The organism is bacterium (assembly GCA_017744355.1).
Taxonomy (GTDB): domain Bacteria; phylum Cyanobacteriota; class Sericytochromatia; order S15B-MN24; family UBA4093; genus JAGIBK01.
In genome coordinates, this window is record JAGIBK010000001.1 from 139,406 (window position 1) to 158,510 (window position 19,105).

A 19,105-nucleotide genomic window follows, 5' to 3' on the forward strand; every position below is an offset into this window, starting at 1 on the left:
CCCGATCCCATTGGGATCGGGGGCTGAAACTTGAAGGGCCTTACACGTAGTAGTTGACGATCTGCCAGAGCTTGATGAAGGGCGCCTTGTACCAGTCCGAGTCCGAGAACTCGTAGGTTACCGACGAGTGCTGCCAGTCCGGCTCGAACAGGCGGGTCCTGAGAGCCCGGATGAGGGTCTGGTCGGTGGTCGCCACGTTCAGCTCCTGATTGTCGATCAGGGCGCGGGTGTCGGCGTTGAGCGAGCCGAACATGGCCCACTTGTCGTCGACGCCGAAGTACTTGGTGTGAACGTGGGCGTTGCCGTCCGTGCCGCTGTGGTAGAGGCGGGCCTGGCCACCGGCCTTGATGAGGGCGTTCAGCGCGATCGTGTGGAGGTTCTTGAACAGCCCGCTGCCGGACTTGCCGGGCACGATCACCCGGACTGAAACGCCGCGCTTGGCCGCGTCGTAGAGCCGATCCATCAGGCCCTGGTCGCAGAGGTACTGCTGCTCGATCAGGATTTCGCGCTGGGCGGTCTCGATGGCCTGATAAGCCGCGATCTTGGCCTCGAAGCGGCCTTCGGGCGGGCTGGTGACGAGGGTCTGGGTCCGCACCGTGCCGTACTGCTGATCGGTCTTGATGGGCTCGTACTGGAGGTTCTTGCCCTTGGCGAGCTTCCAGTCGCGGACGAACTCGGCGTGGAGCTGGGCGGCCTGGAAGCCGCGGAAGTCCACCAGGATGTCCTGGGTGGTGGTGTCGAACTCGGACATCAGGTTGACGCCGCCCGTCAGGCCGCGATCGCCGTCAGCCAGGTAGAGCTTGCGGTGGGTGATGTTGATGCCGCGGCGCTGGTCGTCCTGGCGGATGAAGCGCGGGGCGTACATGCGGAACTCGACGCCCGCCTTGGCCATCTCGGCGCCGAGCTTCGCGCCGCCCACGAACTTGCTGCCCACGTAGTCGCAGAGGAAGTAGACCTTGACGCCACGCTTGGCCGCAGCGACCACATGGGGCATCATCTGCTGGCCCATGGAGTCGTTGGCGAAGTTGAAGACCTCGATGAACAGGGTCTTCTTGGCGCCGTCGATGAGGTCCTTGAGCAGGGCGACGTTCTCTTGCGGGCCCACCGAGAGCGCAGCCGAGCTGTTCTCCTGCCACGGGTTGGGGCCGATGAGCGCCCGGCGCGGCACGTGGATCTCTTCGGTCGGTTCGTCGTTGAGCCCGAGCGGCATGCTCCCCATGCCTTCGATTGCCGCGTCATCCGAGCCCTGCAGGGCGGATGGGGCGATGAAGCCGCAGCCGGCGAGGAACAAGGACGAGGCGAGGATGATCGCGAGCTTTTTCTGTTTCAGCATGAATCCTCCATCGGGAAGATGCCGCGAGTTCTTGCGTTAAATTAACCGAATCTTAATCAAACCTTTGCGTAAAGTCAACCCATTCGTTTCGAATGCAGAACGCCCGCTCCGAATCAGGAGCGGGCGTGGTTTGGAGGGGATGAGAGGGGGCTTAGAGGCGGCCCTTGATCTCGCGCAGGGAGTCGACCAGCAATTCAAAGCCCTCGGCGATGCGGTCGTTGGCCGAGAGGAGGCCGCACTGGCCGCTCTTGCCGTCGAAAGGCTTCCAGAGCGCGCAGTTGGGGTCGCATTCGGCCTTCTGGTTCGCGTAACTCATCAACGGGCATACAGCCATTTCCAGTCGCCCCTTCCTTTTGTTATGATGCGAATAGCTCGCCTGACACGTGAGAATCAGCGCCTCGTCGCTCTCCAGGGGCGCAACCCCTGGAAATCTGCCCAAGAATAGACCAACCATCGCGCCCGGGTCAACCCGCGCCCTGTGGTCCGCCAGGCCTCGGCGGAACCGGATTGGAATCCCTCGTTTCGATGTCCGAATCGACCCCGCACGCCCCAACCGATCCCTTCTCAGACGAGCTGCTGGCCGAGCTGGTGGTGAGCGCACGCCTGATGAGCGAGCGCGAGTTGATGGCGGCGCGCGCGCGGGTGTCGTCGGGGGATGCGGGCGATGCGATCCCCTTCACCCACGCCTTCGTCGCCGACCCGATGACCAACGGCCTGGTGGCCCTGGTGCCTGGGACCCAGGAGGTCGGCGCGCGCATCTCGCTGGGCGAGGAGGCCCCCCCGCCGGATCTCGCCGACTGGCCCGCCTACTCGTCCGGGGACGTGCTCGTCCTCGCCACCAAGGAGCCCGGCATCGACGGGGCGGTCTCGGTCGGTCATCGCGCGACCCTCGGCCTGATTCCCACGGCTCGCGGCAGCTTCCTCTATGCGGGCTCACCCCCGACCCAGGGCCAAAGCCCGCGCATGGCTACCCTGCTGGCGCCGGTGGTCTCGCCCTCGGCGAGCAAGACCCACCCGCTCGACTTCGCCGTCTCCACGGGTGGCGAATTCGTGCTCTGTGCCAATCGCGGGGCGGGCACCGTCCACGTGGTGGTCGCCAATACCTGCCAGCAGGCGGGCGCCATCATGCTGCGCGCGGCGGGCTCGCGCCGTGCCATGGGCATGGCCCTCGATCGCAAGGTCGCTTATCTGACCGACGGGATGACCCCGCGCCTGACGGTGCTCGACCTCTTGACCCTCAAGGTCCGTCACCAGCCCTTCCCGACGGGGCCGCTGGGGCCGGTGGCCCTCACCCCGGACGGCAGCCACCTCTTGGTGGTCTTCTACAAGGCCGGCGACGAGCTGGGCCTCTTGATGGTCTCGACGGCGGATCTGCGGGTGCGTCACCTGATGAACCTGCCCGCCCACAAGCTGACCGAGGGCCCGGGCGAGTCCATCGTGGTCACCCCGGACGGCGCGCTCGCCTACATCCTGGCGGCGAGCGACAGCGGGGCCCCCAAGATCCTGGCCTTCGATCCGCTCAAGCGCAAGCTCGTCGCCGAGATCCCCTTGATCAAGCCGCCGATGGGCTTGGCTTTCGCGCCGCCTGCCGACTGGCTGCCGCCGCGTCCGACCCTCGAGGACGTGATCGTGCAGATGGGCTTTGCCTCGCGCGAGGAGCTGCGCGCGCTGCAGATGCCCGAGGACGAGGTCAGCCCGCTGATGGACCCGGGCCTGGATCCCCTGATCCTCTCGCAGCTTCCCGAGCGCTTGATCCGGACCATGGGCATGGTGCCGCTGATGCGCGACACGACCCACCTCTCGGTCGCCATGCTCAATCCGCGCGACGCGGCGTGCCAGCAGCTGGCGCTGCAACTGGCGGGGGGACTGAATCTGCGGATCGTACCCATCGAGCAGGAAGAGCTCGAGCGTTTCCTGGCCGAGCGCTATCCCGCGCTTATGGAGAGCGTCCAGGCCATGAGGAACACGGCCCCCGTGGTCAGGGCGCCTGCCGCGGCTCCCGAGCCGGGGGCGGGGCCTGCGCCTGGGGGACCGACTCCCGGTGGTCCGCGACCCGGGGGGCCTGCTCCTGGCGGCCCTGTACCCGGTGGTCCTGCTCCCGGGGGCCCTACCCCTGGTGGCCCTGCCCCTGGCGGGCCGATGCCTGGGGGCCCTGCACCCGGTGCGCCTGCCCCTGGCGGTCCTGTGCCCGGCGGTCCCAAGCCCGGAGGTCCGACACCGGCGGGGCCGGTTCCTGGCCGTGCGCCTGTTTCGCGTCCGGGGCCTGCTCCTGAAGCTGCTTCGGCGGGCCCGGTGCCTGGCGGCACCGCTCCAAGCCCCGCGACGCCCGCTACCACACCCCAACCTCAGGGCGCGCCTGCGCCCATGACGTCCGTGACGACGGCGATCGTGCCGCAACCCGGAGCGTCTGGTTCGATCGACGCGCTGGTCGCAGGCAGCGGCCGCCGCCTCTTGATGATCGAGAATCTGAAGCGCCGCGTCACCGAGATCGACCGCGATCGCCCCGAGACCTGGACCTTCAAGGACGTGGTCGCGGGATCCGCTTGCTATCTGCCGAACGGGCGCATCCTGCTGGCCGATCTCGGGCAGCACCGTGTTCTCGAAGTCGATCCGCTCACCTCCAAGGTCGTCTGGACCTTCGGCGAGGCAAGCGATCGCGCCAAGGCCATGCGCGCTCCCCGCTGGGCGAGCCGCCTGAGCAACGGCAACACCCTCGTCGCGGATACGGGCAACCATCGAGTCGTCGAGGTCTCGGCTGCGGGTGAGGTCGTCTGGCAACACGGCGAAGCAGGACGCGCGGGCTGCGCGGGGCATGCCCTCTTCAAGCCCCACAGCGCCGTGAGGACCCCCGAAGGGGGCACCCTCATCGCGGACACGGGCAATCACCGGGTCATCGAGGTGGACGAGGCCGGCGCGGTCGTCTGGCAGTACGGTAATACCGCCAACCGATTGGGCGGCAACCAGGGCTCCGGCCCCAACCAGCTCTCGGAGCCTGCCTGGGCGGCGCGGCTGCCCAACGGCCATACCCTCATCGCCGACACGGGCAACGGCCGGGTGCTCGAGCTCGACGCCCAGAAGACCCTGCTTTGGCAGTACCGCGCCGGGGCCGCCCGCGGGGGCACGCCGGTCAAGGATCCATGCGGTGCTGCGCGCCTCGCCAATGGCAACACCCTCATCCTGGGTCGCCAGGGGGCGGTCGAGGTCGACCCCGACCTGACGATCGTCTGGGAGCATCACCTGGCTCCGCGCGAGGGAACGGCCCCGCTGAGCGCCGTGGTCCCCTCGGCGCATCCCGCTTACCAGCCGATCCTCAACCCCGAGGCCCTGGTGCCCCTGGTCGAGCCCGCCAAGAAGCCCGAGCCTGCGATCGCCGTGCCCGAGCACCGGGGCAGCGAGCTGCCGGCGAACCTGCCCGACGCGGTGCTCCTGGCGGATCGAACCGGCGGGCGGGTGCTCGAGATCGATCGCAAGATGCAGATCTTCTGGCAGTTCAGCGGCATCGTCGGGGGCGGCGGCAATCGCTTGCTTGCGCCCAACTACGTGACGCGCCTGCCCAACGGCGGCACCCTCGTGGCCGATACCGGCAATCACCGGGTCGTGGAGGTGCGGGACCAGAGCATCGTCTGGCAGTTCGGCAAGCCCGGCGAGGCCGGAGCCGGCCCCAAGCACCTTTCGCAGCCGCGCAGCGTCGAGCGCACCCCGCAGGGCACCATGCTGATCGCCGACTTCGGCAACCGGCGCGTGGTCGAAGTGACGGTCGCAGGCGACGTACGCTGGGGACGCGAAGGCTTCAAGGGCCCGGCTTACGCGAGCCGCCTGCCGTCTGGCAACACCCTGGTCTGTGACTGGGCCGATCACCAGGTGCTCGAGATCGACCCCAAGGGAACCGTCGTCTGGTCTTTCGGGCAGAGTGGCTACGGCGGCCCCGGCACCAATCAGCTCTACCACCCTGAGCACGCCGTGCGCCTCGAAAACGGCAATACCCTCATCGCCGATACCCAGAACCACCGGGTGATCGAGGTGAGCCCCGCGCGCGAGATCGTCTGGCAGTACGGCGGGGAGTCTGCCTTCCTCGGCCGCAAGGGGCGCTTCGGCATCCAGCTGAACACCCCGATCATCGCCTGGCGTCTGAGCGAGGGAACCACCTTGGTGGTCCACGCGGGCAAGAACCACATCGTCGAGCTCGACCCCGAACTCAACATTCTCTGGCACTTCACGCTCGCCCAAGACCGGCGCTAGCGGATAGCCTCTCGACAACCAAGGAATCGTTTCATGGAGTTATTCCCTCGCTTTGCCGTCCTTGCGATCGCCGCCGCGGCGCTCTTCTACCCTGCGTCGGCGCGCGCCGACGTTCAGTCCTGGAACGGCATCGAGGTACGACTTCCTCTCTCGACGGGCGAGGGGCCCTTCCCCGAGAGCCTGCGCTTCGTGACCGACGCGCGCTATGGGGCCGAAGGGCTCGACCAGCTCTCGTTTCGGCTGGGGCCCCTGTGGGAGCTATCGCCCCACCTGATGGTCGGCATGCACGTCTCGACTTTCGCCGCGCAGGAGACCGGGGGGATCTTCGAGCAAGAGCATCGCCTCGACCTGGAGCCCACCCTGCGCCTGCAGTGGGGGGCGTTCACCTGGAGCGATCGCAACCGCCTTGAGTACCGATATCATCAGAGCGGGAACGCCTCGAAGGAGAGCTGGCGCTACCGCAATCAGCTGCGCCTGAGCTACGCCCCGGCCGGGGCCCAGTGGCTCCCGTACGCCTCGGACGAGGTGCTGGTGGATCTCTCGGGGGCGGGCCTCAATCAGAACCGCGCCAATCTCGGCGTCGGGCGCGTCCTGAGCGACTCCATGCGGCTCGACATCGGCTACGGCTACCGGTCGCGGCTTTCGTCCGGTGGGGCCTGGAGCCACGACCACCTGGGCCTGGTCTCGCTCTTCATCGCGCCGAAGCGCGCGGCTGTCTTGCTGCCGAGCCTCGATCCGGGCGACTGAGATCTCTCGTCCTAGAAGTGGAAGACGTCGTAGCTCGCCGGGGGGATCTCGACCTGCTCGGGGTCGAGCCAGTCTTCGACGGGCTGCACGAAGTTGTACACCGTCAGGTGCCGGTGGGTGTGCTTGTAGTGGATGTTCTTGCGGATGAGGGCGACGACCGCGTCCAGGTCCGGCTCCTGCAAGACCAGGACCACCGGCGCATGGACGTGGCGGCAGGTGTACTCGAGGTGCGCGAGGTTCAGGTCGTCCACCACCACCCAGAAGGTGGGCTCGCCGGTGAGATCCACCGCCGCGAGGTCCGCGGGGCGCTTGAAGCGCAGCTTCGCATCTGCCTTCAGTTCGTGCTCGCGATAGAACAGGGCATACGCCGCCGCCTTGAGGAGCAGGTGACGGGGGGATTCGTCTTTATGCTTGTAGAGCACCAGTTGATCGCGCCGACCGAACCGGAAGCGAACCTGGCCCTGCACATCCGAGCTGCTGATCATGTCCCGATGATACCACGTCGCCTCGCTAAGGCTGTGACCGCCTGCACTTGCCGACATGGTCTCAGCCTCCGAGATGGTCCCAATCGGGATCCTCGGCCTCGGCGTTCCCGGGCGAAACGCCCGGCTGAAGATGCGGCGCTCGGGCCTCGCCTTCGAGCAGGAGCTCTCGGCTGACCTCGCCCGAGGGCGGGGTGTCGCGCAACTCGGCGGGGACGCCTTCTTCACTGTCCGCGGGCGAGACGTCCCGCATCCAGGCGAGCGCGTTGACCACGGGCGAGGTGGTCTGGGCCTGCAGGGCACGCGGATCCTGCGCGGGGCCGACCTCGCCGGGCGCGTTGCCCAGCGCCGTCACCGCGCCGCTTGCGATCGCCTCGCGCGCCTCGGCGTTGAGCGTCTTGAACTCGGGCGGCAGGTTCTCGGGTCTCAGGATGTCCGGCACGCCGGACGCGTCATGCGAATCACCCATGACTTCGCTCCCTTCGGGCCTCTCCCGTCACCGTACGCCCCTGCCGGGGGCACGGTCAATCCAGGCTCGTCTACCTGGATCCGTGACGGTTGCAGACTCCCCGGCTATAATGGACCTGGCAAATCAAGCCGGCAAATCAAGGTAGTTTCGAAGCCTTGTTCGCGAAGGAGGATTTTTCCCGAAATGGCCAGCTCGCTCACTCCGTCCAGCACCGATACCGTCGTCATGACGGGTATCGACCACGTCGAATTCTACGTCGGCAACGCCAAGCAAGCCGCCTACTTCTACCAGAAGGCCTTTGGCTTCGATACGGTCGCCTACGCCGGCCCCGAGACGGGCCAGCGCGATCGCGCGAGCTACGTGCTCCAGCAGGGCAAGATTCGCTTCGTCCTGACCACGGCCCTCACCCCCGAGCACCCGGTCTCCGAGCACGTCAAGGCCCACGGGGACGGCGTCAAGGACGTCGCCATCATCGTCAACAACGCCTGCCTCGCCTACAACCAGGCGATTTCGCGCGGCGCCACCGGCATCATGGAGCCAACCGAGCGCTCTGACGCCAACGGCCGCGTCGTGCTCGCGAGCGTGGCGACCTACGGCGACACCATCCACACCTTCGTCGAGCGCGCCGACTACGCCGGCGTCTTCCTGCCCGGCTACGCGCCCCGCAAGGGCCTCGGCTGCGCCCCGGTCGGCCTCGAGTACATCGACCACGTGGTGGGCAACGTGGGCTGGAACGAGATGAACACCTGGGTCGAGTTCTACCAGCGCGTGTTCGACTTCCACCACTTCGCCAACTTCGACGACAAGGACATCAGCACCGAGTACTCGGCGCTGCGTTCGGTGGTCGTCGCCAACGACAACGAGCGGGTCAAGTTCCCCCTCAACGAGCCCGCCGAGGGCAAGAAGAAGTCCCAGATCGAGGAGTACATCGACTCCTACGGCAAGCCCGGCGTCCAGCACCTGGCGCTGATCACCAAGGACATCCTCACGACCGTCGCCGCCCTCAAGGCCAACGGCGTCGAGTTCCTCAGCACGCCCGCGAGCTACTACCAGGACCTTCTCGAGCGTACCGGCCCCATCAACGAGAGCCTCGCCGACCTCCAGGCCCTCGACATCCTGGTGGACAAGGACGACAAGGGCTACATGCTCCAGATCTTCACCAAGCCCCTCGAGGACCGTCCCACCGTCTTCTTCGAGATCATCCAGCGCATGGGCTCCGAGAGCTTCGGCAAGGGCAACTTCAAGGCCCTCTTCGAATCGATCGAGCGCGAGCAGGCCCTGCGCGGCAACCTCTAACCCACTTCCGCAGAGCATCCAACCAAACCAGGCATGTGTCGTGTTGTGCCGCTTTGCGGCTTGAATGAACAGTTTGGTTGAACGCTCTACCCAGCGTCCGGCGGTATTCTCTTCCGCCGGACGCGGTTATAATCGTGGGACATCCACCGCTGCGGCGGGACGAAAGGGGGGAATTGGATGCTCAAGGAAGACATGATCGAGCTGGAGGGAACCGTGCTGGAGGCGTTGCCCAACGCCATGTTCCGGGTCAACCTCCCCAACGGTCACACGGTGCTCGCCCACCTGGCGGGCAAGATGCGCAAGCACTTCATCAAGGTGTTGCCTGGCGACAAGGTCAAGGTCGAGCTGAGTCCTTACGATCTCAGCCGCGGTCGGATCACGTTCCGCCTCCGTGTCTAGGCGGTCCGCATGGCCCATGGCCGCTGAGGGTAAGCGCTGACGATGACCCCCCCATCCTTGCTCTCTCGAACCCGGGTGGTGCTCGTCCGCCCGTTCTTTCCCGAGAACATCGGTTCCGTGGCCCGGGCGATGGCCAACTCGGATCTGGCGCGCCTCGTGATCGCCGAGCCCGGCACGGCCTTGCCGCACCATCCGAACGCCTACAAACTCGCCTCCCATGCCACGCCCATTCTGGACCAAGCGCAGGTGGTGTCCACCCTGGACGAGGCGCTCGAAGGCGCCAGCCTTGTCGTCGGCACCACGCAGCATCGCTTGCAGGACGTCCCCATGCTCGCGCCGCGCGCAGCGGCTCAGTTGGCGGCGCGCCATGCGGCCGGCGGCGGCGAGGTCGTCCTCCTCTTTGGCAACGAAAAGAACGGTTTGACGCGAGAGGCTTTGCTTCGCTGTCACCAGCTCGTGCGCATCCCCACCGGGGCGAACCCGTCGCTCAACCTGTCCCAGGCCGTGATGATCGTGGCGTATGAATGGCTCTTGGCTTCGATGGATCAAGCCGCTGCCGAGGGAACCCCTTTGACGGCGATCGCCGCGGAGCCCGAGGTCGCAAGCGTTGCCGCGGCCCTGGCGGAGGCTCTGCTTGCGGGTGGCTTCTTCAAGCCTCACAACCGCGCCCAGAAGGAGGCCCTGCTACGGCGCGTCCTGTCTCGGGCGATTCTATCGCCGGAGGAGGCCTCCGTGTTTCGAGGCCTGGCCCATCGCCTCGCGAGCGTGCTTTCGCGCGCGACGCCTACGGAGCCGGCTGGTCGATGAGGCTGCCTACCGTGTAGGCGGGGCGTGGAGCGGCCGCAGGGGGCGCGATCGCTTCCTGGATAGGGACGTACCCCGGCTCGGCGAAGCCCTCGCGCGTGTTGAGATCCCGTAAGAGCTCCATCTGCTTTTGCTGATAGACCGACTGGCCGAGCGCATTCTTGAGGATGCTGCGCACCTCGTGGGGCACGGGGCAGCCCGAGAGCTGCTGGTAGCGCTTGACGCTCGCCTGCTCGATCGCGATGGCCTGGGCGATGCGGTCCGAGAGGGCGCCCTCGATGGGCACCGGGCGCCAGGGAAAGCTCGGGTCCGCTCCGAGTTCGTGGAGCTTGTCGGCCATCAGGCCCATCTGGCGCATCTTCCAGACCGAGTTCTCGAACAGGAAGTCCTTGGCCTCCCAGTCGCTGCTCTGGAAGTAATGGCGGAGGTAGACGAGCACCTCGTTGTAGGCCTCTTCGAAGGCGCCGTTGAGCAAGGCGGCAAGCGCAGGGTCTTGGACGGGCCCGGGGCTCGGATAGCTCGCCTGGTAGGCGAGCTCGGCCACCTCGGCGTCGAATTCCCCCCACTGCTCCTTGTGCAGCTCCTCGTCGAGGATCACCCGCTCCAGCACACGCAGCGCCCCCGGGTGATCGATGAGATCGAGCTGGGCCGTGTAGCTTTCGATGGCCTCGTCCTCGGCGGCCGCGCCGAGCACCATCATCTCGTGCAGGTTCGCCGCCCGCAGCTCGACGGCGGGGCGTTCCAGGGTGACGACGCCTCCCAGCTCGGTGATGATGCCCGCAAAGTACTTCATGTGGCGCATCTCGGCCCGGGCGATGTTGATGATCTCGGCGCCGACCCCGATCTCGCCGATGGCATAGGCATGCTGGAGGTACTGGTAGATGGCGCCGTGCTCCAGGGCCACGTTCCGGTTGAACAGGGCGATGATCTGCTGGGGATCGCGGATCTTGGCGTCCATGCTGAAGGCTCCCTCATGCAAACGATGACAAACTAATTGTAATGCATCTTGAAGGCGGATGGGCGGCGGTTTTTCGGATCCCCGAGGGTCTGCTACCATGGGATGTCTCAAAGAAGGGAGCAAAGGATGGAGATGAAGTTTCGAACCAGCGAGGCCGACGGCCTTCGCATCCACGTCCTACCCACCGCCAAGTTCAAGACGACCACGATCGTGGTCGACATCCTCTCTCCGCTTCGGCCCGAGACGGTGACCCTGAACGCGCTCATCCCCGCGGTCCTCGAGCGCGGTACCCGCAAGACCCCGACGGTCAAGGGCCTACAAGAGCGTCTCGACGACCTGTACGGTGCCTCGCTCGATTCGATGATGTTCAAGATCGGCGAGCGTCAGGTCGCCCAGTTCGAGCTCGAGGTTCCCAACGAGAAGTTCCTGAGTCACGCCCCCGCGCTGCTCGAACAGGGGATCAAGCTCCTGGCCGAGGTGCTGCTCGATCCGGCTCTCGACGGCGAGGCTTTCCGTGCGACGGCCGTCGAGCTGGAGAAGGAAGCGCTGCGCAAGCGCGTCGAGGGCCTCTTCAACAACAAGGGCCGCTACGCGGCCATCCGGTGCGTGGCCTCCATGTGCGCCGACGAGGACTACCGCCTCTTCTCGTACGGGCGCATCGAGGATCTCGCGGGCATCGACGCCGCGCGGCTCTATTCCCACTATCGCCAGTGGCTGAAGACCAGCTCCATCGACGTTTTCGTGGTAGGCGATGTGGATCCCGACGCCGTGACGGCCATGCTGCGCTCGGCCCTCGTCATCCCGGGTCGCCAGGTGGCGGAGCTGCCGCCCACCGTCGTGAAGGCGACCGCCGGCACCCCGCGCGAGGTTGTCGATCGCTTCGACGTCAACCAGGGCCAGCTGGTGATGGGCTTCCGCACCCCCGTGACCTTCGCGTCTAGCGACTATCCGCGCTTCACGGTCTACAACGGCGTGCTCGGTGGCTACGCCCACTCCAAGCTCTTCGCCAACGTTCGCGAGAAGGCGAGCCTCGCCTACTCGGCGTTCTCGCGCTTCGACTCGCACAAGGGCCTCCTGATGATCCAGGCGGGGATCAACATCGAGAACTTCGAGAAGGCCACCGCCATCATCCACGAGCAGCTGGAGGCGATCGCCAAGGGCGACGTCTGCGAGGACGAACTGCTCCAGACCAAGGCCATGATCGCGAACGACTACCGCGAGATGGCGGACTCGCCGGGCCAGCTCGCCCACTTCGCCCTGGTCCAGGGCGTCGAGCACACCCCGCGAAACGTCGCCGAGCTGCTCGAAGCCATCGAGAAGGTCACGGTCGAGGACCTTCAGGCCATGGCCCGCAAGGTCTCGCTCGACACCGTCTACTTCCTCAGGGACAAGGAAACCGTGGAGGCCACCCATGCTTAAGACCACCTACGATACCTTCAAGGAAACGACCTACTTCGAGGTCCTGCCCAACGGCCTGACGGTCTACCTGGTGCCCAAGCCGGGTTACGCCAAGACCTACGGCATGTTCTCCACCCGCTACGGCTCCATCGACAACCACTTCAACGTCGAGGGTCATCCCGAGATCAAGGTGGTGGACGGCATCGCCCACTTCCTGGAGCACAAGCTCTTCGAAGAGCCCGAAGGCGACGTCTTCATGAAGTTCGCCATCCAGGGGGCCTCGGCCAACGCCTTCACCAGCCACACCCGCACCAGCTACCTCTTCTCGGCGACGGGCGAGGTCGACGCCAACCTCAACACCCTGCTCGACTTCGTGCAGCGCCCGTACCTGACCGACGAGAACGTCGCCAAGGAAAAGGGCATCATCGAGCAAGAGATCCGGATGTACGACGACCAGGCCTACTGGCGCGCCTACCGGGCCCTGATGGAGAACCTCTTCCACGTCCACCCGGCGCGGATCGACATCGCGGGCACCATCGAGTCGATTTACAAGATCGACGTCGAGAGCCTCATGACGTGCTACAAGACGTTTTATCACCCCACCAACATGGTGCTGGTGGTGGTCGGAGACTTCGACCCTGAGCGCCTCATGCAGCTCATCCGTGACAATCAGGCCGCCAAGAACTTCGTCGCCCAGGCGGTCATCGAGCGTCATTTCCCCGAGGAGCCCCCGACGATCGCAAGCCCCTACAGCGAGATCGCCATGCCCATCGCCAAGCCCCTGTGCATGATCGGCTTCAAGGAGCGCGAGCTGGGGCTGACGGGCCACGACCTGGTGCGTCGCGACCTCACGACCCGCATCCTGATGGACACGGTCTTCGGCAAGAGCTCGGACCTTTACCAGGAGCTGGACGACGCGGGCCTCATCGACCCGAGTTTCGGCTTCGACTACGAGTCCTCGCTGGGCTTCAGCTTCGCCTACGTGGGCGGCGAGACTGAAGCCCCCGAGCAGCTCATCGCGCGCCTCAAGGCGGGGATTGCGAAGGCCAAGCGCGAGGGGATCTCGGAGGCGGCCTTCAACCGGACGCGCAACCGCAAGATCGGCGAGTTCTTGAGGGTCTTCAACTCGCCCGAGCACCTCTCGTACGAGTTCACTTCGTACCTCTTCCAGGAGGCGGACTTGTTCCAGGTGCCGACCCTCATGGAAGGCATCTCGGTCGCGGACGGCATGCAGCGCCTCGAAGAGCTCTTCGACGAGTCGGTGATGACCGTATCGCTGGTGAAGCCGAGCGAGGTCAAGGAGGCGGTCGCCGCGTAAACCAGGTCGTGCGAGCGGGCGGTGTGATCGCGGGTGTGAGTCGCGCGTGTCAAGCTATTGCTTGAAGGAGACACGCCGATGAATCACCCGCTTTCTGCCGCCTTTGCTCGTACGATCCGCTCGTTGCCTTATGCCACGGGCGCTGCCGTCCTGCTGGTGGGCTGCTCAACCTTGTTGCCAGTGAGTTCGAGTCCCCCGGTGAATGGTTGCCTGTTCCAGGATGTCCAGGTGCCTGCCCGGATGTTCTACGTGGATGCGCCGGCCACCGCCTCTGCGGGGGCGACTTTTTCGCTCACGCCGTGGATCTGCCGTTACAGCGGAGATCGCCTGGCGACGCCTAGCATGAAGGCGATCGTCGATGACGCCGCCCGAACCATCACGGTGACGGGTCAGGTGGAGAGGAAGGAGATGGCTCCTGGCTCGACTTGCCTCATATCAGCTATATATGTGCCGCCCCGGATCGCTACGCTGAGTCTGGATCTCGCGCTTCCGGTAGGAACCTATTCGCTGCTGATTGCCACCGATTCGTTCTTACCTGAGCTGCCGAGCTTGGAGACCGGGCAAGAAAGCGGCCTGCCGTCACCTCAGGCGTCTCGAACGATCGAGATCCTTTAGGCGAGTTCACCCAATCCCTCTGCTAAGGGGTGACGACGCGGATGGCGTTGTTGGAGCGATCCGCGACGTAGATGTTGCCGTCATCGTCCACGCACACACCGGTCACGGCACCGAAAGTGGCCGCGCTCGTGGTGCCGTTGGCGAAGCCAGCGACGCCGCTGCCGGCCACGGTGGTCACGACGCCGGCCGGGGTGACCTTGCGGATGCGTCGGTTGTTGGTGTCGGCGACGTAGAGGTTGCCGACACCATCGATGGCGAGCCCATGCGGATTCTTGAACATGGCAGCCCCACCCGTGCCATCGGCGAAGTTCGCGGTGCCGTTCCCCGCCAGTGTCGTCACGACGCCGCTCGAGATGACGATCTTGCGGATCTTGCTGCCACCGTGCTCGCTCACGTAGAGGTTGCCACGCTTGTCGGCGACGATGCCGTAAGGGTCGGCGAACTGGGCGCCCGCGCCCGTGCCGTCCACGGATGCGAGGGTGCCGTTGCCCGCGAGCGTGGTGACGACCCCGCTCGAGATGACGACCTTGCGGATTCGCGCGCCGCCCGCGTCCGCCATGTAGAGATTGCCCTGGTCGTCGTTCGTGATGCCGACCGCCCCGATGAAACCCGCTCCGGTTCCCGTGCCGTCCGTGGCGCTCGGGCTGCCGTTGCCGGCAAGCGTCGAGACCGTGCCGTCCGGAGTGATCTTGCGGATGCGGTAGTTGGCGTTGTCGGCGATGTACAGGTTGTTGAGGCTATCGAAGACCAGGTGACACGGGGTGTTCAGCTTGGCGGCCAAGCCCTGGGCATCCGCGAAGCTCGCGGTGCCGTCACCCGCCAGGGTGCTGACGTTGCCGAGCGGGTTGAGCTTGCGGATGCGGTGGCCGAACTCGTCCGTCCAGAAGAGGTTCCCCGCCTTGTCCAGGACCACACCGAACGGTCCGTTCAAGGACGCATTCCCCCCGATGGTGTCCCACCAGCCGGCAGCGCCGTTGCCGGCGATCGTGCCGACCGTCCCCTTGAGCATCAGGAAGGGCGCGATCGTCTGCTTGAGGCCGTTCGGCTGCTCCAGGACGAAGGGGGCGGAAAAGGCGCCGCCCGGGACGGCGATGGTGGCCGTCTTGCGGTCGACCGAGACGCTCCAGGTAGCTGCGGGGACTCGGCCGAAGAAGAAGACGTTGCGGCCGGTGAGGCGATCGAGGTTGTTGCCCGAGACCGTGACGGTACCGCCTGGGGTCGGGATTTTCGGCGCGTAGGAGCTGACCCACGGCACGGTGGTCGCGAGCGAGTAGGTCGCCGTCGTTTTGTCGTAGGCGATCGCGCGCAGGGGGTCTTGGTCCAGCGTGATGGCGTTGCTCACCAGCGAAAGCACCGGGGTGAAGTCGCTTGCGTTGGTCAGGCCAGTGCCCGTCTCGTTGAACGTGCTGCCACTGACCTTGCCCACGAGGTTCGTCAGGGTCAGCGGGGTGCCCGCCTGTTTCTTGAGGCTCGCGATGCCGGCGACGGCGGTGGTGGCGGCGCTGAGGACGATGCCCGTGTTGACGGTCGTGTTGGTGAGGCTTTGCCAGCCGCTGTTCCAGAACAGCAGTGTCCTGAGGCGAACGGCCGGTGACCCAGCGCGGTTGGTGCTGCCGCCCACCGCGAGGCCCTTGACCGCTTCGAGCACGTAAGGCGTCCCCGCTTGGGGCGTGAAGGCCGGGAAGCTCAGCACGAAGTTGCCGCTCGCATCGGTGATGGTGGCAGCGAGCGTGTTGCCCGTGGCCGCATCCACCAGGGAAACGGTCGCACCGTTCGCGGCCTCGGTGAGGGTGGCCTGAGCCGCGCGCGTCTCGACGGCGAAGGTAACACGGCCCGAAACCTGCTGACTGGCGCTGGCGAGGCTCAGGGGCGCCTGCGCGGCGCAGCTGGCGACCGTAGCCGTAAGGCTGAGGGTGAGTGCGGCCAGCAGGGTGATGCGGCTTCGAGACACGGCCTCCCCCTTCCTAGAACGTGATGACCCGGATGCGGTTGTTGCCGCGGTCCGTGACGTAGAGGTTGCTGCCGATGAGCGCCACCGCGTGTGGCTGGCTGAAGCGTGCGCTCAGGAGGTCGCCGTCCATGTAGCCCAGCGTGCCTGAGCCTGCGATCGTGGAGACCGCGCCGTTGGTCGCCACCTTTTGAACGACGTTCCCCGAGCGACAGGCGACGTAGAGGTTGCCCGAACCGTCGATGGTCAGATCGAAGGGGCCTGAGGCCGTGTTGCCCAGGTTGTAGGTAGAGACCGTCGTGCCGGCCGCGTCGATCTTGCGGATGAGCAGGTTGGATTCGTCGGCGATGTAGAGGTTGTTGCCGCTATCCACGGCGATGCCGCCGGGATCCCAGAAGGTCGCGCTCGCAGGCGCGCCGTTGGTCGCCCCTGTCGTGCCGCTGATGCCCGCAAAGGTGCTCACCACGCCGGCGGGGGTGATCTTGCGGATCACGTGGGCGCCGCGATCGCTCACGAAGACGTTACCGGCCCCATCCACCGCGGTGCTGACCGGATAATTGAAGGTGGCGCTGCTGGTCGCACCGTTGGTGGTGCCAAACGCGCCGGTGCCCGCGTAGGTGGTACTCCAGCCGTTCGGCAGGATCTTCCGGATCCGGTTGGAGCCGTAGTCGGCGACGTAGAGGTTCCCGGCCGCATCGCGCGCGACGTCGTGCGGCGACGCGAAGGTGGCCGTCCCGAGCGGGCCGTCTGCCGTGCCGCCGGCCCCGGTCCCCGCGTAGGTCGAGGCGGCTCCGGCAGGGGTGAGGAGCCGGATGGCGTTGTTGCCCGCGTCGGTGAAGGCGAGTTGCCCCGTCGTCGTGATGGTGATCCCGATAGGCTGGCTGAACAGGCTGGAGGCGCCGCGTGCGTTGAAGAAACCGGGCTCCCCGCCCGCCAAGGTCCCAACCGTGCCGCTGACCGGTACGTAAGGGCCTGTCCAAACACTCGTGCCCTTGCTGATGGTGAGGATGCCGCCGTAGGCCGCCGCGCCGAGCGCGATGGTGAGCTGGGTGCGATCGGCGTTGACGCTCCAGCCCGCAACCCTCTGGTTGCCGATGCTCACGGTGACGTCGGGGGCGTAAACGGGGAAGTTCTGGCCGTTGAAGGTCACGTTTCCGCTTTTGGCGGCGGTGGCCGGCGTGAAGCCGTCGTAGATGACCAGAGGCCCGGCCGCCTTGCCGTAGCGGCTCGCCGCCGACACCGGGCTCGGATCGTAGCTGATGACCTCGAGGGGATCCTGGTCGCTTGCGAGGGCGTCCTGGACCAGGGCGTAGACGGCGCTGAACTCGCTGGGGTCCACGACGGTGCCCGAGGGGCTGAAGGTCGTGCCGCTCAGATGGCCGGTCAGCGCGCTCGTCTCGGAGACCGTAAGAGCGCGCAGGCTCGCGATGACCGAGAGGGCCGTGGTCGCGGGCCCGATGGCGATGCTCGCGCCGGGCACCGCGCTGCCTAGGCTCAGCCAGCTGCCGCCCTGCGAAAAGAGGAGGGTCCTGAGGCGCGCGACGGAGGCGCCGGCGCGGTTCGGCTCGCCGCCCATTGGCAGGCCCTTGGAGGCTTCAAGGTAGTAAGGGCGACCGTCCACCGGCACGAAGGGCGCGGTCGCATAGAGGCTGAAGCCGCCATCGGCGCCGCTCACGGTGGTGGCGACGGTGAGGCCCGTGGTGCCGTCGATGAGGGCGACCGTCGCGCCGTTCGCGATTTGCGCGATCGCTGCGAGCGTCGTGCGCTCGTTCGTGACGATGCGCCCGCTCAGCACGAGCGTGCTCGCCTGCGCCTGCTGCGAGGTCGGCGCTTCGGCGTGGCAGGCTGGAAGGACGCAGAGCCCGAAGGCCAAGAGGATAGGGGCAATCGGCTGCTTCATCTCAGCGCCCCCAGACGTGGTAGACGTTCTGGCTGCTCGGCGTCACGAGCCAGACCTTGCCGTAAGCATCGATCGCCATGGGCCCCGGGGCCGCAGGCAGCGGGATCGATCCTTGGAAGCTGCCGTCCAGGCCGTACCAGGCCAGGCGACTGGGGCTCGAGAGGCCCACCCAGACCCGGTCGGTGTCGATTGCAAGTGCCGTCGGGCTGCCGGCAAGCGCGATCGTCGTGGCGGCCCCCGAACCGCCTGCAAGGCGGCTCAGGCTATTGCTTGCGGCATTCGCCGTCCAGACGGTGCCCGTGCGATCCACCCCGACAGCAACGGGCTGATTGCCCACCGCAAACGAGGTCTTGGCGCCGTCAGCGCGCGAGACGCGGTAGAGCTGGTTGTTGCTCGCGCTCACGACCCAGACGGCGTTCGTCCCGAGCGCGATCGCCGTGGGGCTTGTGACGGCAAAGGAGGTGACCGTGCCGCTCGCGCGCGTCAGGCGATTGAGGGTACCGCCCGCGTGCGCGGTCCAGGCCTCGGTCTCATCCACCGCGAGGGCGACGGGTGCTGGATCGATTGCGTAGTGGCCCGTGCGCGTGAGCCCCTGAAGCCCTTGGGTAACGAGGTGCAAGGTGTTGTCGCCCGCATTGGCGATCCAGAGCTCACCGGCTTCTGCGGTCGCGATCAGCGCCGGCTGCGAGAGGCCCGTCGCGTAGCTCTCACCCGTGCTGCCCTGATCGTTCAGCACCAGGGCTTTGCTCTGATTGAGCACCCAGGGCGATGCGCTGTTCGGGGCCACCGCAAGGCCCTGGGCCCCGGCGATCGCGAAGGGATTGCTGAGGGTGCCGATCGGGGTGGCACCCGGGGTGGGCGTCTCGCCCGTGCCGATGGTGGGCAGGGGGGCCGGCGTGGTCTCGGTGTCGGTCCCGCCGGTGATGTCCGTTGGAGTGGGGGTCGGGATGGGCGTCGGGGTCGGGGTGGGCGCTGGCGTGGGGGTGCTGCCAGGGTTGCCGTTCGAGGGCGTCGGGGTCGCCTGCGGGATCTGCCCCTCGACGCCGCTGCCGCCCGTTTCACCGGTGTTCCCTGTGTTGCCCGGGCCGTTCACGAACAGCCCGTCGTCTTCGGACGCACAGCCGCCCACGGCTACGAGGCCCGTGAGGGCGAGGGGGAGAAGGCGTCTAATGAGCGTACGGCTGAGCATCTTGAAAGGT

The 19,105-nt window shown here is 66.6% G+C and carries 16 protein-coding genes; 8 read left to right on the top strand and 8 right to left on the bottom strand.

All coding sequences use genetic code 11. The features are described 5' to 3' along the window. Nucleotides 1-40: 40 nt before the first annotated feature. Both J7643_00780 and J7643_00785 read right to left on the bottom strand, forming a co-directional pair. Complete coding sequence (locus J7643_00780; GenBank protein ID MBO9539105.1) at nucleotides 41-1,333, bottom strand: phosphatidylserine/phosphatidylglycerophosphate/cardiolipin synthase family protein; 1,293 nt, start codon at nucleotides 1,331-1,333, stop codon at nucleotides 41-43. Nucleotides 1,334-1,484: 151 nt separating this feature from the next. After that, nucleotides 1,485-1,649, bottom strand: coding sequence for a hypothetical protein (locus J7643_00785; GenBank protein ID MBO9539106.1), 165 nt, complete (start codon nucleotides 1,647-1,649; stop codon nucleotides 1,485-1,487). A gap of 209 nt (nucleotides 1,650-1,858) precedes the next feature. On the opposite strand from J7643_00785, the gene J7643_00790 reads away from it, so the two are divergent. Further along, entirely contained in the window at nucleotides 1,859-5,572 is a 3,714-nt protein-coding gene (locus J7643_00790; protein MBO9539107.1) for a hypothetical protein, read from the top strand. Between the two features lie 33 nt (nucleotides 5,573-5,605). Continuing rightward, nucleotides 5,606-6,319: a DUF2490 domain-containing protein gene (locus J7643_00795; protein MBO9539108.1), complete on the top strand. Its 714-nt coding sequence runs from the start codon at nucleotides 5,606-5,608 to the stop codon at nucleotides 6,317-6,319. 11 nt (nucleotides 6,320-6,330) lie between these two features. Here the strand turns inward: J7643_00795 and J7643_00800 are convergent, their stop codons facing one another. Both J7643_00800 and J7643_00805 read right to left on the bottom strand, forming a co-directional pair. Next, nucleotides 6,331-6,861 carry a hypothetical protein gene (locus J7643_00800; protein ID MBO9539109.1) on the bottom strand — a complete coding sequence of 177 codons (531 nt, stop codon included), beginning with the start codon at nucleotides 6,859-6,861 and terminating at the stop codon, nucleotides 6,331-6,333. A gap of 4 nt (nucleotides 6,862-6,865) precedes the next feature. Next, complete coding sequence (locus tag J7643_00805) at nucleotides 6,866-7,270, bottom strand: hypothetical protein (GenBank protein ID MBO9539110.1); 405 nt, start codon at nucleotides 7,268-7,270, stop codon at nucleotides 6,866-6,868. Between the two features lie 183 nt (nucleotides 7,271-7,453). Here J7643_00805 and hppD point away from each other — a divergent pair, with 183 nt between their 5' ends. The 3 genes from hppD to J7643_00820 all read left to right on the top strand — a co-directional run bounded on the left by hppD (nucleotide 7,454) and on the right by J7643_00820 (nucleotide 9,772). Continuing rightward, on the top strand, nucleotides 7,454-8,566 hold the full coding sequence (gene hppD / locus J7643_00810) for a 4-hydroxyphenylpyruvate dioxygenase (protein ID MBO9539111.1): 1,113 nt from the start codon (nucleotides 7,454-7,456) through the stop codon (nucleotides 8,564-8,566). 177 nt (nucleotides 8,567-8,743) lie between these two features. After that, on the top strand, nucleotides 8,744-8,965 hold the full coding sequence (gene infA, locus J7643_00815) for a translation initiation factor IF-1 (protein ID MBO9539112.1): 222 nt from the start codon (nucleotides 8,744-8,746) through the stop codon (nucleotides 8,963-8,965). A 42-nt stretch (nucleotides 8,966-9,007) separates the two neighbouring features. Then, the gene (locus J7643_00820) at nucleotides 9,008-9,772 is read left to right on the top strand and encodes a hypothetical protein (protein MBO9539113.1); all 765 of its coding nucleotides are present in this window, start codon (nucleotides 9,008-9,010) and stop codon (nucleotides 9,770-9,772) included. Here the strand turns inward: J7643_00820 and J7643_00825 are convergent. Next, nucleotides 9,750-10,727, bottom strand: a complete 978-nt coding sequence (locus J7643_00825; protein ID MBO9539114.1) for a ferritin-like domain-containing protein — start codon at nucleotides 10,725-10,727, stop codon at nucleotides 9,750-9,752. The two genes, J7643_00820 and J7643_00825, sit on opposite strands and share 23 nt — an antisense overlap. 132 nt (nucleotides 10,728-10,859) lie before the next feature. Between J7643_00825 and J7643_00830 the strand changes: the two genes are divergently transcribed. The 3 genes from J7643_00830 to J7643_00840 all read left to right on the top strand — a co-directional run bounded on the left by J7643_00830 (nucleotide 10,860) and on the right by J7643_00840 (nucleotide 14,058). After that, nucleotides 10,860-12,146 carry an insulinase family protein gene (locus J7643_00830; GenBank protein MBO9539115.1) on the top strand — a complete coding sequence of 429 codons (1,287 nt, stop codon included), beginning with the start codon at nucleotides 10,860-10,862 and terminating at the stop codon, nucleotides 12,144-12,146. After that, nucleotides 12,139-13,443 (top strand): insulinase family protein, encoded by a 1,305-nt coding sequence (locus J7643_00835; protein MBO9539116.1) that lies wholly within the window; start codon nucleotides 12,139-12,141, stop codon nucleotides 13,441-13,443. The genes J7643_00830 and J7643_00835 overlap by 8 nt, the downstream gene beginning before the upstream one ends. Before the next feature lie 78 nt (nucleotides 13,444-13,521). Then, entirely contained in the window at nucleotides 13,522-14,058 is a 537-nt protein-coding gene (locus J7643_00840; GenBank protein MBO9539117.1) for a hypothetical protein, read from the top strand. Nucleotides 14,059-14,080: 22 nt separating this feature from the next. On the opposite strand, the gene J7643_00845 is transcribed toward J7643_00840, so the two are convergent. From J7643_00845 to J7643_00855, 3 genes are read right to left on the bottom strand one after another with little or no spacing between them, the layout of a single operon-like run. Beyond that, on the bottom strand, nucleotides 14,081-16,009 hold the full coding sequence (locus J7643_00845) for a hypothetical protein (GenBank protein ID MBO9539118.1): 1,929 nt from the start codon (nucleotides 16,007-16,009) through the stop codon (nucleotides 14,081-14,083). Between the two features lie 13 nt (nucleotides 16,010-16,022). After that, nucleotides 16,023-17,906 carry a hypothetical protein gene (locus J7643_00850; GenBank protein MBO9539119.1) on the bottom strand — a complete coding sequence of 628 codons (1,884 nt, stop codon included), beginning with the start codon at nucleotides 17,904-17,906 and terminating at the stop codon, nucleotides 16,023-16,025. 1 nt (nucleotide 17,907) lies between these two features. After that, on the bottom strand, nucleotides 17,908-19,095 hold the full coding sequence (locus J7643_00855) for a hypothetical protein (GenBank protein MBO9539120.1): 1,188 nt from the start codon (nucleotides 19,093-19,095) through the stop codon (nucleotides 17,908-17,910). Nucleotides 19,096-19,105 lie beyond the last annotated feature (10 nt).